This window comes from Salinispora sp. H7-4 (assembly GCF_013416675.1).
In the GTDB taxonomy this organism is placed as follows: domain Bacteria; phylum Actinomycetota; class Actinomycetes; order Mycobacteriales; family Micromonosporaceae; genus Micromonospora; species Micromonospora vitiensis.
The window spans coordinates 36,708-49,613 of the sequence record NZ_JABZED010000056.1 but is presented as its reverse complement, the minus strand read 5'-3'; the positions used below and the strand labels follow the sequence as shown (position 1 = coordinate 49,613).

The 12,906-nt window shown below is 71.0% G+C and carries 13 protein-coding genes and 1 tRNA gene; 9 read left to right on the top strand and 5 right to left on the bottom strand.

What is annotated here, in order from left to right; all coding sequences use genetic code 11:
* Window positions 1-204: 204 nt before the first annotated feature.
* Window positions 205-1,317 (bottom strand): sigma-E factor regulatory protein RseB domain-containing protein, encoded by a 1,113-nt coding sequence (locus tag H0524_RS21605; protein ID WP_180200285.1) that lies wholly within the window; start codon window positions 1,315-1,317, stop codon window positions 205-207.
* A gap of 95 nt (window positions 1,318-1,412) precedes the next feature.
* On the opposite strand from H0524_RS21605, the gene H0524_RS21600 reads away from it, so the two are divergent.
* Window positions 1,413-2,072, top strand: coding sequence for a response regulator transcription factor (locus tag H0524_RS21600; protein WP_180200284.1), 660 nt, complete (start codon window positions 1,413-1,415; stop codon window positions 2,070-2,072).
* A 125-nt stretch (window positions 2,073-2,197) separates the two neighbouring features.
* Window positions 2,198-3,526 (top strand): cell wall metabolism sensor histidine kinase WalK, encoded by a 1,329-nt coding sequence (locus H0524_RS21595; protein ID WP_180200335.1) that lies wholly within the window; start codon window positions 2,198-2,200, stop codon window positions 3,524-3,526.
* Between the two features lie 8 nt (window positions 3,527-3,534).
* Here the strand turns inward: H0524_RS21595 and H0524_RS21590 are convergent, their stop codons facing one another.
* Window positions 3,535-5,136, bottom strand: coding sequence for a tetratricopeptide repeat protein (locus tag H0524_RS21590; RefSeq protein WP_180200283.1), 1,602 nt, complete (start codon window positions 5,134-5,136; stop codon window positions 3,535-3,537).
* A 123-nt stretch (window positions 5,137-5,259) separates the two neighbouring features.
* Between H0524_RS21590 and H0524_RS21585 the strand changes: the two genes are divergently transcribed.
* The gene (locus H0524_RS21585; protein ID WP_180200334.1) at window positions 5,260-6,231 is read left to right on the top strand and encodes a hypothetical protein; all 972 of its coding nucleotides are present in this window, start codon (window positions 5,260-5,262) and stop codon (window positions 6,229-6,231) included.
* Here the strand turns inward: H0524_RS21585 and H0524_RS21580 are convergent.
* A complete protein-coding gene (locus tag H0524_RS21580) occupies window positions 6,115-7,140 on the bottom strand; it encodes a helix-turn-helix transcriptional regulator (protein WP_180200282.1) in 1,026 nt (341 codons plus the stop codon). The two genes, H0524_RS21585 and H0524_RS21580, sit on opposite strands and share 117 nt — an antisense overlap.
* A 197-nt stretch (window positions 7,141-7,337) precedes the next feature.
* Here H0524_RS21580 and H0524_RS21575 point away from each other — a divergent pair, with 197 nt between their 5' ends.
* A complete protein-coding gene (locus tag H0524_RS21575; protein WP_180200281.1) occupies window positions 7,338-8,114 on the top strand; it encodes a RhlG family 3-oxoacyl-ACP reductase in 777 nt (258 codons plus the stop codon).
* A gap of 195 nt (window positions 8,115-8,309) precedes the next feature.
* On the opposite strand, the gene H0524_RS21570 is transcribed toward H0524_RS21575, so the two are convergent.
* On the bottom strand, window positions 8,310-8,741 hold the full coding sequence (locus H0524_RS21570) for an SsgA family sporulation/cell division regulator (RefSeq protein WP_011905498.1): 432 nt from the start codon (window positions 8,739-8,741) through the stop codon (window positions 8,310-8,312).
* A gap of 293 nt (window positions 8,742-9,034) precedes the next feature.
* Here H0524_RS21570 and H0524_RS21565 point away from each other — a divergent pair, with 293 nt between their 5' ends.
* Both H0524_RS21565 and H0524_RS21560 read left to right on the top strand, forming a co-directional pair.
* Window positions 9,035-9,595: a TIGR02611 family protein gene (locus H0524_RS21565; protein ID WP_180200280.1), complete on the top strand. Its 561-nt coding sequence runs from the start codon at window positions 9,035-9,037 to the stop codon at window positions 9,593-9,595.
* Window positions 9,596-9,646: 51 nt separating this feature from the next.
* Window positions 9,647-9,718: transfer RNA gene (locus tag H0524_RS21560), tRNA-Val, on the top strand.
* 72 nt (window positions 9,719-9,790) lie between these two features.
* On the opposite strand, the gene H0524_RS21555 is transcribed toward H0524_RS21560, so the two are convergent.
* Window positions 9,791-10,174, bottom strand: coding sequence for a hypothetical protein (locus tag H0524_RS21555; RefSeq protein ID WP_180200279.1), 384 nt, complete (start codon window positions 10,172-10,174; stop codon window positions 9,791-9,793).
* A gap of 251 nt (window positions 10,175-10,425) precedes the next feature.
* Here H0524_RS21555 and H0524_RS21550 point away from each other — a divergent pair, with 251 nt between their 5' ends.
* The 3 genes from H0524_RS21550 (at window position 10,426) to H0524_RS21540 (ending at window position 12,860) form a co-directional block, all read left to right on the top strand.
* Complete coding sequence (locus H0524_RS21550) at window positions 10,426-11,325, top strand: helix-turn-helix domain-containing protein (protein ID WP_180200278.1); 900 nt, start codon at window positions 10,426-10,428, stop codon at window positions 11,323-11,325.
* Complete coding sequence (locus tag H0524_RS21545; protein ID WP_309225193.1) at window positions 11,313-11,627, top strand: YciI family protein; 315 nt, start codon at window positions 11,313-11,315, stop codon at window positions 11,625-11,627. The genes H0524_RS21550 and H0524_RS21545 overlap by 13 nt, the downstream gene beginning before the upstream one ends.
* A gap of 96 nt (window positions 11,628-11,723) precedes the next feature.
* Window positions 11,724-12,860 carry a helix-turn-helix transcriptional regulator gene (locus H0524_RS21540; protein WP_180200277.1) on the top strand — a complete coding sequence of 379 codons (1,137 nt, stop codon included), beginning with the start codon at window positions 11,724-11,726 and terminating at the stop codon, window positions 12,858-12,860.
* Window positions 12,861-12,906: the final 46 nt, after the last annotated feature.

Below are 12,906 nucleotides of genomic sequence, written 5' to 3'. Positions count from 1 at the left end.
TCGCTACCCTTGCCCGAAGGAACGGCTGCATGCCGTTCTTTTTTTGTTCCCTGAACTGGTCAGGATACCGGGCGGCGCGACCGCCGGGGTGCCCCATGGTGATTCGGCGGCAGGCCCGGGCGTGGCCCACCACAACTCCAGGGCGTGGGCAACGGCAAGCCGGGGCCCGCGCCGTGCGGGCCCCGGCTTGTCGGCGACGAAATGTCAGCCCCGAGCCACCTCGTACAGTCGCTCCGGAGCGACCGCCCCCACGATCAGCCGGCCGTCGTCGGTGAGTAGCGCCGTCACCAGCTTGCTGCGGAACAGTCGACCGCTGCCCCAGTCACCCTGGACCGCCGGCAACTGACCGGCGAGCAGGTCCAGGTCGGGCGCCTCCTCGACGGCAGCGGTGGGACCCTCCACCTCGTCGACCTCCGCGACGAAAACCGTGGCCCAGCCCGTGCCGACGGCACGCAGGCCGGGCTGCCCACCGTCGTCGGTCGGCCCCGGCAACTTCGGCTGCTCGGGGTGCTTCGGCTGTTCGGGGTGCTCCCAGCCGTCCTGCTGCTCGGTGACCTGCACCCCCGGCGGCGGGTTGAAGGTGAACTGGTCGGCATCCGGCCGCCCGTAGTCGATCTGGGTGAACGCCAGCTCGAACGCCGGTGGATCCCCACCCTCGGCGAAGACCTCGAACCGCAGCGGCAGGTGCTCGGTCGCGTCGATGGCGATCCGGACCTGGTGCACCAGGGAGGCCGTGTCCCGGGGCTCGAGCACCAGCTCGTAGGCGTCCCGCCCGGCGACCGTCGCCGATCGCCCGACGCTCACCTCGGTCGTCGGATCAACCGCGGCGAGGGCCTGCGCGGCGGCCTCCTGCGGCGTCGTCGGCACCTCCGGAGGCTTCGCCACCTCCTCGCCCTCGGGTAGCACCCGGTGGGTGGCCGTGTTCGTGCGGCTGTTCCACAGCCACACGTCCCGCCCGTTGCGGATGAAGTCCCGCTGCCCGAGCGTGTCCACGAAGGCGATCCGCTGCTGGTCCGGCCCGGAGTGCCAGACCCGCAACGTGTGGGAGCCGGTCAGCAGGCTGGCCGGACCCTCCTCGGCGAGCAACCCGGCGATCGGCGGTAGACCGAGGTCGGCCCGCTGCACGACGGTGCCGGACAGACCCTCGAAGCGGGCGGTCTGGAGATCGACCAGAAGCTGGGCGGCGGATCGGGGCGGCAGGCTCGGCTCGGCTTCGGCGGCGAAGCGGCCCAGCGCGGCGCCGCCGCCGATGACGGTCACGACGGCGGCCACCGGGACCAGCCACCGTAGGGCGGGACGGCTTGTCAGAACGGACATCGGGCACCTCCTGCCGACCATCCTGCCGAACGTACCCTGTGCGGACGCTGAGGACGGCGTTTCGGGCGCGGGTAGCCCGATGGCACCCTTGACCCGTGCGACTGTTGGTGGTGGAGGACGAGGCGCGGCTGGCGGCCGCGCTACACCGGGGACTGCAGGCCGAAGGGTTCGCGGTGGACGTGGCCTCGACCGGGCCGGCCGGACTGGAGGCGGCCCGGCACGGCGAGTACGACGCGATGGTCCTCGACGTGATGCTGCCCGGCCTCTCCGGCTACGAGGTGGTCCGCCGGCTGCGGGCCGAGCGGCGCTGGCTGCCGGTGCTGATGCTCTCCGCCAAGGACGGCGAGTACGACCAGGCCGACGGGCTGGACTGCGGGGCCGACGACTACCTCACCAAGCCCTTCTCGTACGTGGTGCTGTTGGCCCGGCTCCGCGCCCTGCTGCGCCGCGGCGCACCGGAGCGGCCCGCCGTGCTGGCCGTGGGCGACCTCCGGCTGGACCCGGCCCGGCGGCGGGTGACCCGCGACGGCGTCGAGGTGGCCCTGACCGGCCGGGAGTACGCCCTGCTCGAGTACCTGATGCGCCGACCCGGCACGGTGGTCTCCAAAGTCGAACTCCTGGACCACGTCTGGGACGCCAGCATCGAGACCGCCCCGAACGCGGTGGAGGTGTACGTGGGCTACCTGCGCCGCAAGCTCGGCCGAGACCGTCTGGAGACCGTCCGCGGGGCCGGCTACCGCCTCGTCACCGCATGACCGAACCCGCCAGCCCCACCGATCGTCCCCGCCCCGGCACCAACCCCCCACCCGGCAGCGGCCGCCCCCCACCCGGCACCGCGCGCGGGCGGCCCTGGGCCCCCCTCGGCCTCCGCGGACGGCTGATGGCGATCGGCCTACTCGGCGTGTCGGCGGGGCTCGTCGTCGGCGGCCTGGTGCTGCTGGCCGTGCTCAACTGGACTCTGCACCGCAACGTCGACACGGAGGCGCTGCGCACCGCCGACGCCATCGCCCTGCTGGCCGCCGAAGACGCGCTGCCCGACCCCCTGCCCGTCGCCGGCAGTCAGGTACGGGTACAGGTGATCGACGCCCAGGGACGGGTCCGCGCCGCCTCCATCGACGCCGACCGGCTGGTGCCGATGGTCCGGCCGGACCAGGTCGACCGTAGCGCCCGAGCCGGCAGCACCGTGCCGGGGCAACGCATGGGGCTGACCGGGCCGATGCGGGTGGTGGCCGTCCCGGCCGGCACCGACGGCGACCCCCTCACCGTGCTGGTCGCCCGCTCGCTGGTGGACGTGCGGCAGAGTATCCACGTCGTCCAGACCATTCTGCTGGTCAGCTTCCCGCCGTTGGTGGGTCTGCTCGCCCTCGTGGCCTGGCGGGCCGTCGGCGCGACGCTGCGCCCGGTGGAGGCGCTGCGTCGGGGCGCCGAGGAGATCACCGGTCGGGACGGGCGCGGCCGGCTACCCGTACCGGCGTCGCGGGACGAGATCCACCGGCTCGCGGTGACCCTCAACGACATGCTGGACCGGCTGCGCGCCAGCCGGGACCGGGAACGGGCGTTCGTCGCCGACGCCGCGCACGAACTGCGTAGCCCGCTGACCAACCTGCGGACCGAACTCGAGGTCGCGCAGCGGCTGGGGGAGCGGACCGACTGGCCGGCCGTCTCGGTGGACCTGCTGGCCGACACCGAACGGCTCGGCCGGCTCGTCGATGACCTGCTGCTCCTCGCCCGCCTCGACGAGGCCCCGCCGGCCCGCGGCACCGGGCCCGTCGACCTGGGTGCCCTGCTGGCCGAGGTGGCCGCTCGCTACCCGGCCGAGAGCGTCCACCTGGCACCGTTGGCGTCGCCGCTCTGGGCGCTCGGCGACCCGGAGGAACTGCGTCGGGTGCTGGTCAACCTGGTCGACAACGCGGTACGGCACGCCCGCGGTCGGGTGCTGCTCGGCGCCGAGCCGGACGGGCCCGCGTACCACCGGGTGACGGTGACCGACGACGGGCCCGGCATCCCGGTGGCCGACCGGGAACGGGTCTTCGGCCGGTTCACCCGGCTGGACGCCGCCCGCGACCGGGACGCCGGCGGCGCCGGCCTGGGACTCGCCATCGTGCGCGAACTGGTGCGGCGGGCCGGCGGTCGGGTCGAGCTCACCGACGCCGACCCGCCGCCGGGCCTATGCGTCCGGGTGACGCTGCCCGCGCTGCCCCCCGAGTAGCGGACGTGTCAATCGCGATTGGTGCAGACTTCCTCGGACCGGGCGATCGTCTCCGTTGACCACACCACCGCCACCGCGAAGCAGTAGTCCACGCCACCGTTGAGCCCGTGCACCACGAATTCGGTGCTGCCGGCGGGCAGGTTGGCGAAGATGGTCTGCGACTCGCCGGGCTGGCCCCCCGAGACCACCACCGGGCCCGCTCCGCCCTCCGGGTAGGTCCAGCGCAGGGCGACGTTGTCCTGGTTGTCGGTCAGGGTCACCGCACCGGGCGGAGCGCTGGGCGAAGCCTCCGGGGCAGCCGGAGCCTCGGTTGCCGGGTCCGTCGCCGACGGCGGTGCGGTCCCGTCGAACCGGGAAACCCCGGCGATCACCGCGGCCGTGCCCAGCAGCACCACCACCGCGCCCACCACGAGCGGTAGCCGGTGCCGGGGCGGCGGTGTGGCGCGCGGTACCGGCACTGGCAACAGCCGCGACGGCTGGTCCGTCGGCGGATCGGACACCCCGTGGGGCTCGACCCGGCGGACCCCGTCGGCCTCCGCCAGGTGGGTCAGGGGCAACACCGCGGGGGGTACGGCGCCACCCCACTGTGCGGTTGACGACTCGCGCCACCACGGTTCGTGCTCGTCGGGCGGAAAGTCCGGCGGGAAGAGCTCGGGTGGCTCGGGGAACGCGGCACCCTCGGGCGGTAGCCGGGGCGTCGGGACCGCCGGTGGCGGCGAATACCCAGCTGCCGGATGCTTCTCGGCCACCGACCGGTCCGGCTCGGGCTCGGGCTCGGGCTCGGGCGGAAAATACAGGTCGGTCGGGCGATACCCGGGCTGCGCGGGATGCTGCGGCCGGTCCTCGGGGAGCGGCCCGTCTCCCGCCGGGGGCGTCCGAGCGGCCGGCACGATCGAGGCCGCCCGCCCGTGGGACGGGCAGCGGTGCTCCGGATCGGCGTCCGCCCGGCCCAGCGCGGCCACCTGCACCGCCAGCGGGTCCTCGACGGCCAGATACTGGCGGCACAACTCCTCGGCCAGCACCAGACTCTCCTGTGCTGAACCGGCCAACCCGCAGTCGCGCTGCATCGCACCGAGCCGGGCGAGCATCTTGATGCCGCTGGGATGCCCATCGCCGTACACCTCGCGGTGCAGCTCCCACGCGTCGGCGAGCCGGTCGCGGGCCACCTGGCACTGGCCGCGAGCGTACTCCAGCGTGGCCAGATCGGCGTGCGCGGCGAGAACGCGAAGCGACTCCGGTCCATCCAGGGCGGTCAGCTCGATGATCACCTCTTGGTAGGTCCGGGCCGCGCGGGACCAACTGCCGACCCGGTGCAGCACCGCGGCCAGGGTGGCGGCAGCCGCGACCGTCTGTTCGTCCGAACGGCCGTGCAGGTGATTGCTGGCCGCGTACGCGTAGGCGGCCCAACTCCGCGCGGCCCGCGGGTCGCCGAGCCCCACCAGCACCCGCGCCTGCAGGCTCGCCAACTCGGCCAACTCGGCGCTGGCGTTGGTCGGCCGTGGGTCGGCGTCGGCCAACGCGTCGGAGAGGAGCCGCCGGGCGCCGGCGAGGTCGCCGGTAGCCACCAGATGAAGCGCGTGGTCAGTCAGATCACCGAAGCCAGAAGGCACGCCCCATCGTGCTTAACCAGCGACGGTATGTACAAGCCCCGCGCCGGTTGGGATTCCCGCCGCGCTGCTTTTGCCGGCCCCGCCGCCTCCGGCCCATCTCCGTACGGTAGAACCGATGGCGTGATGGACGGGGTGGTACGGGAACTGCTCGGCCGGCAGCTCGAAGCGTGGTTGCCCCGAGCAGTCGCGCGGGGGCGGCCCAGCGTCGTGGCGCTCGCCTACGGGCCCGGGGCCCTGCTCGCGGCCACCGACTCCGCCGAAGCGGTACTCGGCGTGCTCGCCGAGCACGCCGGCCAGCTTCGCGGACGGCAGCTCACCGTGCTGGTGCTCGCCGACGGAGGTGAGGAACTCCCCGCCCGGCTGGGCGCGATCGAGGCGACCCTGCCGGCCGAGATAGCCGTACACCTGGTGCCCGGCGGGCCCGCCCGGCTGCCGGTCGCGGTGAAGGCAGCCGGCTCCACGGGGGCGCCGCTGCTGTCGTACCTGGACGGGGCGGGCGCCATCGACCCCGGCGTGCTGGCCGCCAGCGCCGCCGGCCGCCCCGCCGAGCTCCTGCTGGTCACCGAGGCGGAGCCCGCGGCTGCTGGCCCTGCCGGCTCCGCGGCGGCATCCGCTGGCCCGGCGGGCTCCGCGGCATCTGCTGGCCCGGCCGGCTCGGTGTGGGCCGGTCTCGCCGGTACCGGTTTCCCCCTCACCACCCAGGTCGACCTGGTCGCGGCGGACGGGTCACTCGCGCGGCGGCTCGCTTTCGGCACCGGCCACGACCGGAGCCTGGAGGCGTTCAAGGAAAACCTGTGGGCGGTGGACGCCGACACCGCGGTTCGCTATCGGGATCCCGCCGACCCGAGCGGACAACTGCTCGACATCGCACCCGACCCCGAGTCGCTGGGCCGGGAACTCCTCGCCGAGCTGGCCCGCTCCGGCCCCCGTACCGTCACCCAGCTGCGTCGACACGCGCTGACCGCGACCGCGTACCGGTCAGTCGACGTGCAGCGGGCGCTCACCGGGCTGCTGCGGTGCGGCGCCGCCGTGCGCGACCCCGAGCACGGCCGGCTCGGCGGTGACGTGGTCATCGCTGTGGCCCGGCATCCGTAGCCGACCGCCGTCAGCCTCGGCGGGCGGGCGCGGGGGTACCAGGGGCGGAACCTCCCGGGCGGCGCGGAACGCCCCCGGGCTGACCCCGACCTCCCGGGTGAAGAACCGGCCGAAGTTGGTCGGCTCGGCGAAGCCGAGCCGCTGGCCGATTCGCGCCACCGGTTCGTCGGTCGCCGCGAGTAGGCGGCGGGCCTGCAACGCCACCCGCTCGTCCACCATCTGCTTCGCGCTGCGCCCGGTGACCGCCAGGCAGGCGCGGGTCAGGGTACGAACCGAGCAACCCACCCGGTCGGCGTAGTCCTCTACCCGGCGGCTGCGGTGGTAGCCCTGCTCCAACTCGCGGCAGAGCAGTCGGAAAGTGCCGGTCTCGGTGCGCGAGGCCGACGGAGACGCCGACTGCGAGGCCGACTGCGAGGCCGACTGCGACGCGGGCTGCGGTCCCCCACTGGAGTCTGACAGCAGCGCCAGCCGAAGCAGCAGCGCCGCCAGCTGGTGGCGGAGCAGAGCGGCGGACTCCCCGCGATGTCGTTCGCAGTCCACGGCGAGCTGATGGACCCCGGTACTGATGGCCGCCCCATCCGCACCGGTCAGCTCAAGCCGGGTCGGGGTCGCCTCGGGGTCAATGTCGAAGCCGTGCAGCGCCGCCGAGGCCCAATGCACCACGATCGCATCCAGGTCCGGTGGCCCACACCGCAGCACCTGGCCCGACCGGACCCGCAGCAGTGTGCCCGGGTGGCAGGGGAAGGGGTGAAAGTCCACTTCAGCGCTGCCGTGCCCCGCGACGATCAGGATGAGCAGGTCCTCCGTCAGCAGGATCGGACGCCGCCACGCCGGATCGGTCACCACACCACCGAAGCCGAGCGCCGCGCTCACGGCGGCGTCCGGGGTGCGACGAACAGCAGAGAACATCACCCGCGACGGTAGCCCCGTAAGCCGATTCCCGCACCACCGTCCTCGCCGCGCGGTCCCGTGCACGCGGCGGACCAGCACCAACGGGCTCCCGATAGGGGGCTGCCCCGACTCCGTCGTGCCGGCGGCAGGGTTGTGGGGACTGCGCGAGGCGATTACGTTACCGAGCGGTAGGGGTGGGTGGCGAAGGGACGGGCATGACGGATCTTTTCTCGGTGACCGGCAAGACCGTCCTGGTCACCGGCGGCTCGCGCGGGATCGGCCGGATGATCGCCGAAGGTTTCGTACGGGCCGGCGCCAAAGTGATCATCGCCGCCCGGAAGGCGGACGTCTGCACGGCGGTCGCCGCCGAACTGTCAACGCTGGGCGAGTGCACGGCGGTCCCGGTCGACCTCAGCAGCGCCACCGGCGCCGAGGCGCTCGCCGCCACCGTGGGAGAGCGGCACGACCGACTCGACGTACTGGTCAACAACGCGGGCGTCACCTGGGGTGCACCACTGGAGGCATATCCGGAGAGCGCATTCGACAAGCTCTGGGCGGTCAACGTCAAGGCCGTCTTCCGGCTCACCACCGCGCTGCTGCCCGTACTGCGTGCCGCCGGCACCGCAGACGATCCCGCCCGCGTCATCAACATCGGCTCGGTGGACGGGATCAGGGTTCCGTGGATGGAGGTGTACGCGTACTCCGCCACGAAGGCGGCCGTGCACATGCTGACCCGCAGCCTCGCCCACCAGCTCGCTGCGGAACACGTCACCGTCAACGCGATCGCCCCGGGCCCGTTCGAGAGCAAAATGATGGCGTTCGCCCTGGACGATCCCGGTTCTCGGGCGGCCATCGAGAAGCAGGTGCCGCTGGGCCGGATCGGCCGACCGGAGGACATGGCGGGCACCGCGATCTACCTGTCGTCGCGGGCCGGCGCATACCTGACCGGCGCGGTCATCCCGGTCGACGGCGGCATCACCACCCACGGCTGAGCCGTCGTGGCCGGTGGTAGGCGTTTCGCGTACCGACCGAGGTGGCCGGCGGTTGGCATTTTGCGTGGCCGGCAGTTGGCGTCTCGCGTACCGACCGGGTTTGGCCGGGGTCGCGCGGACTCGGCAGCTCCGCGCGGCCCCGGCTGACCGGTCACCAGATTCCGGTCCTTCGATCCAGATTCCGGCCTTTCGATCTCAGCGTCCGGCGAGTAGCCGGTTCACCGCCGTGTCGACGTCCAGGTGCTCGGCCTCGCGGCCGCGCGCGACGACGACGTAGGTCCGCCGCAGGAAGCGCACCAGGACGCTCCGCGGCACCTCAAACAGGGCGTTGCCGTCCGGGGACGACAACGCCAGGGCGACGAAGTCCCCGCGCGGGGTGGCCCAGGGCCAGACCCGCACATCGCCGATGCCGGCCGGCTCATCGAGGCCGGTCACCAGCAGTTCCCGTGCGAACGACCAGCTGACCGCCTCGCCACCGGCCGATTCCGCATGGAACAGGACGTGGACCGCATACGGATCAGCAGGGTCGTAGCGCAGACTGGCGCGCACCGGCAACGCCGTGGCGTCAGGTGCGACGAGCCTTAGCGACGTCTCGACCTCTACGGTCGTCGGTCGGATGACACTCATGGACGTTCTCCCCCCGGCACCGCTGCGGAACGCGCGTGTCCCGCTTTTCCCATACTCAGGTGCTGCCCCTAGCTACGCTCCGCCATACGCTGACTTCACCCAGTGGTGGGAAGGTCTTCGGAGTGTCCCCCAGAATGTGAAAGTTCCTGTAGGATTTCCGCTTCCGCCCGTCCGCGGTGCCGCTCGGCATCAGGTGCTTCAGTCGTCGACTTACTCCGGTAACGTCCAGTCCACGGTCGCAGTGACGGGCGCGCGTCACACTGGGGGGAGGAAATGTGACACAGTGATCCTCAGTGGATCGTGTCACGCCGTCGGATCGACCGATCATCGCGACCCAGACGGCGGAACGGCGGGGGTACGGGGTGTCGAACGAACAGCGGAGTAGGCCGGGCCGATCCGGCTCGGACATGGGTGCACCGGCAGCGGGGGCGGCGCTGGTCGACACCCGGGGAGAACGGCCGCGGTGGCGCCAGCGAGTCTCGACCACCCTCGCGTTGATTCGGGCCAACCCCACCGGCCGACTTGCCCTGAAGATCTTTGTCGCGGTCACTGGTGCCATCGTCGTCACCGTCGGAATCGCGCTGATCCCACTGCCGGGTCCCGGCTGGTTGCTGGTGATCGCCGGCCTCGGGATCTGGGCGGTGGAGTTTCACTGGGCGCGGCGGTTGCTCACCTATACCCGCCGGCACGTCTACGGCTGGACCAGCTGGGTTACGCGGCAGTCACTCTCAGTGCGGTTCGTTATCGGTGCGGTCGGTATCGTCTTCGTGTCGACCGTCGTGTGGCTGTCGCTCAAGTACAGCGTCGGCATCGACGTGGTGGCCTGGGTGCTGGACCGCCTCAAGGCGAACTGAGCCTCGGTTTGGGGTCGGCATCGGCGATCAGGTAGAGTCATCCGAGCCAACGGGCGATTAGCTCAGCGGGAGAGCGCTTCGTTCACACCGAAGAGGTCACTGGTTCGATCCCAGTATCGCCCACGTTGAATATAGGCAGGTAAGAGGGCCGGTTGGAGAGCTCCAACCGGCCCTCTTGCTATCCGGTGGTAGAGATCATGAGTCGCCTGTGAGTCGACGCCGCTGAGCCCCTGGCGGCCGACCGTCTGTGAGTCCAGCCTTGTAGCCGGTCTCGAAGCCCTGGAGCAACGCATCCTCCAGTTCGGCGGCAAGCTGTTCGCGAAGGTGCACCTCCAGCAGGCGCCGCTGATCGACGACCACTGTGCGCCCCACGGATCGATCGGGAAATTCCGAGGCCATTCCAGCGAGACGGTCCATCACGTCGATGGCGTCCCAGCAGTGTCGGACCTCGTTCCGGAGCCACGCGTTCTCCTGCCGGAGGCGCTGGTTTTCCTGCTGGTACAGGCGTTCGCGCTTACTGGTCATGGCGCGCTGGTAGGCGGCGGTGGCGGCATGTGCCGCGCGAGCGACCAGTGGCATGGCGGGGCGACGGTGGGGGTGGGAGGGGTAGTTCATGGCGTTGTCGATGCCTCCAGGGTGAGTGCCGGTCGGGAGCGAGTCAGTCGAACATGCGTACGAACAAATTGGAAGACTTCTCACGGCGTGTCGATTCGATGGACTCGCCCGGCGGGGTTTCCCATCTAACCCGTTGGCGGCAACCACAAAAAGATGAATCATGTTGCTTGCAATGAATTTGCAAGCAACATGATTCGCGAAATAGGGGTCGCAGGATGGGTGAAACTCTGGTCGGTGCACTGCTCCGCCACTGGCGCAACCGAGTACCCCCCGCCTCGCTCGGACTACCGCCCCGCGTCCGACGTGGCGGGGTGACACAGGCGGACATCGCCGCGGCAGCCGGCTGCTCCCTACGCACCTACGCCGGCATCGAGGCAGGGAGCGTCCGGCCCAGCGGCGCGCAGCTCGACAGCCTCGGCGACCTGCTCCACCTCAGCGCCGATGAGCGCCACACACTGTGGCGGGCCGCCGTGGGCACCGCGCGACCTGCCACATCCTTCGCAGCCGGCCACGATTCCGGCTTGGCGCGAATGGTCTATGCGTTGCCCTATCCCGCATACGTCACCGACGCCGCCTGGCGCGTCCTGGCCGCCAACCGCGCGGTAGCGCAATGGTTTGTCGATTTCGGAGCCATGCCGCCGGCTGATCGCAACATCGGTAAATGGATTTTCGGGCACCCCCACGCCCGGCACGTCTTCGTTCACTGGAATCGTTTCGCGGAAGAATTCGTAGCCCGGGTAAGGGCTCTGTCCGCTGCCCTAAAAGGCGTCGCCGCTTTCGATGCGTTTCTTTCCGGTATGCGCGGCTATCCCGATTTCGAGGTGCGCTGGACCGCTGACCCGCTAATCAACATCGACCCACCCACTGTCCGCCGCTTCTTCCGCGAGCCAGGCAAGGGGCTCAGCGACCCTGGAGTGCCCCTCGACATGGTGATCCTTTCACCCATGGGCCCAGAGGACGGCCGCCGCATCGTCGTGTTTGAGTACCCGGACGGGTACCAGCCTCCCGAACTGACGGACCTTTCAGCCGACCAGGTCTGTCCCAGTGTGCACCAGAAGGGCAACCACTTGACTCTGGCTATACCCGTCCGGCAAATGTCATCATGTGCCGCATGAGTGATCCATTGACTAGTGCCGTCCTCGTATATGCAGGGCCCAAATGGGACCGTGATCTGCCAATCTATCAGCAGGAAAACGCGCCAGGACACATCCGCCACATGCGTGAGCAGGTCGCCTCGGGTGCCGCTATCGTGGCTGGCCCGATGCACAACGGGGCGGGGCTGTTGAAGGAGATGCTGCTCGGGGTTGTCATCTATGACCGCCCGGTCCCGGAGGCTACCAGGATTGCCACTGCGGATCCCGCTGTCGTCGGTGGGCAACTCCGGGTCGAGGTGCGCCCTCTCTATCTCGTTCACTGACTGCATGACGTGCGGGCGGGGAGTACCGTCGATGGCGGCAGGGCGCCGGTTGTAGCGGTCGGCGCCCGCCACCCAGACCGCTACCTGGGAGAACCGATGCCGGCGCCGACACGCACCATCGTGGATCCGAGATTCGGCGCCGAGCTGCGCCAGCGGCGCGAAGATCGCGGCCTGACACTGCGGCAGTTAGGTGTGGCGGTCAGCTACGGCAAAAGCTTGCTGCACCAGCTGGAGACCGGCCGGACCCGGCCAACAGTGGACGTCGCCGTGCGCCTGGACGACGCCCTGGCCGCCGGCGGGGCCCTGGCCGCTCTCGTCGCCGACATGCCCAGCCCTGAGGACCGCGTCCTATACGCGGCCCGGCATCCCCGCCGGGTCGATCACGGCGCCGTGGATGCCCTGGCCGATCTGCTCGCCAGCTACCGGCGCCTGGAGGACAGCATCGGGTCGACTCTGGTTGTCGACCCGGTCCGAGTGCAGCTCGACACCGTTGTGTCCCTGCTGCGAGATGCCGGCCACCAGGTCCGGCCGGCGGTTGTGGATATGGCCGCGCAATGGGCCCAATTCGCCGGGTGGCTAGGGATTGCCACCGGTGATGACCGCGCCGCCACAATGTGGCTCGGGCGCGCGCTGCAATGGTCCACCGAGGCCGGAAATCAAGATTTGATCGCTGCTGTGCTCTCGTTTCAGGGCCACCAGGCCGAGGGGCGCGGGGACCTGCCAACCATGATCGGCCTGTCCGGGGCGGCCCGCCGAGACGATGCGGTCCACACCGCGCTACGCGCATACTCCACCGGGCAGGGCGCCCGCGGCCTAGCCATGGCCAACGCCCACCCACGCGAGGTAGTCGGCCTCCTAAGTGAGGCTGCCGATCTTGCTAAGCAGGCCATCGGCCAGCCCCTGTCGCCGTGGGGCTACTGGTACACGCCCGCGTTTTTCGCTGTGCAGCAGGGGATTGTGTGGCGGTACCTGGGCGCCCGGGACGACCGGGCCAACGATCGGGCCCTGCGGTTGCTGACCGCCGGGGTCGCCGAGGCGAGTGAGGACGCCCGCGGATCGGACTGGCACGGCCGGCATCTGGTGCACCTCGCGGTGGCGCACGGGCAGGCCGGGGATGCGAGCACCGCCCGGCAGGTGCTCGATGAGGCTCGCGCTATCGCCGATGCCACCGCGTCACGGGCGCTGGCTGGGCAGGTTACCGAGGCTGTCCGCCGCCTGTCCGCTACCCGGTAACGGACAGCGCCCATCCTGACAAGTAGCTCGGTGTCACCACAGGATC

Coding starts and splice junctions, on each gene's coding strand:
- H0524_RS21580 (WP_180200282.1), bottom strand. CDS start 7,140: ATGTTCTCTGCTGTTCGTCGCACCCCGGACGCCGCCGTGAGCGCGGCG.
- H0524_RS21570 (WP_011905498.1), bottom strand. CDS start 8,741: ATGAGTGTCATCCGACCGACGACCGTAGAGGTCGAGACGTCGCTAAGG.
- H0524_RS21575 (WP_180200281.1), top strand. CDS start 7,338: ATGACGGATCTTTTCTCGGTGACCGGCAAGACCGTCCTGGTCACCGGC.
- H0524_RS21555 (WP_180200279.1), bottom strand. CDS start 10,174: ATGCCACTGGTCGCTCGCGCGGCACATGCCGCCACCGCCGCCTACCAG.
- H0524_RS21595 (WP_180200335.1), top strand. CDS start 2,198: ATGGCGATCGGCCTACTCGGCGTGTCGGCGGGGCTCGTCGTCGGCGGC.
- H0524_RS21545 (WP_309225193.1), top strand. CDS start 11,313: ATGTGCCGCATGAGTGATCCATTGACTAGTGCCGTCCTCGTATATGCA.
- H0524_RS21540 (WP_180200277.1), top strand. CDS start 11,724: ATGCCGGCGCCGACACGCACCATCGTGGATCCGAGATTCGGCGCCGAG.
- H0524_RS21550 (WP_180200278.1), top strand. CDS start 10,426: ATGGGTGAAACTCTGGTCGGTGCACTGCTCCGCCACTGGCGCAACCGA.
- H0524_RS21605 (WP_180200285.1), bottom strand. CDS start 1,317: ATGTCCGTTCTGACAAGCCGTCCCGCCCTACGGTGGCTGGTCCCGGTG.
- H0524_RS21585 (WP_180200334.1), top strand. CDS start 5,260: ATGGACGGGGTGGTACGGGAACTGCTCGGCCGGCAGCTCGAAGCGTGG.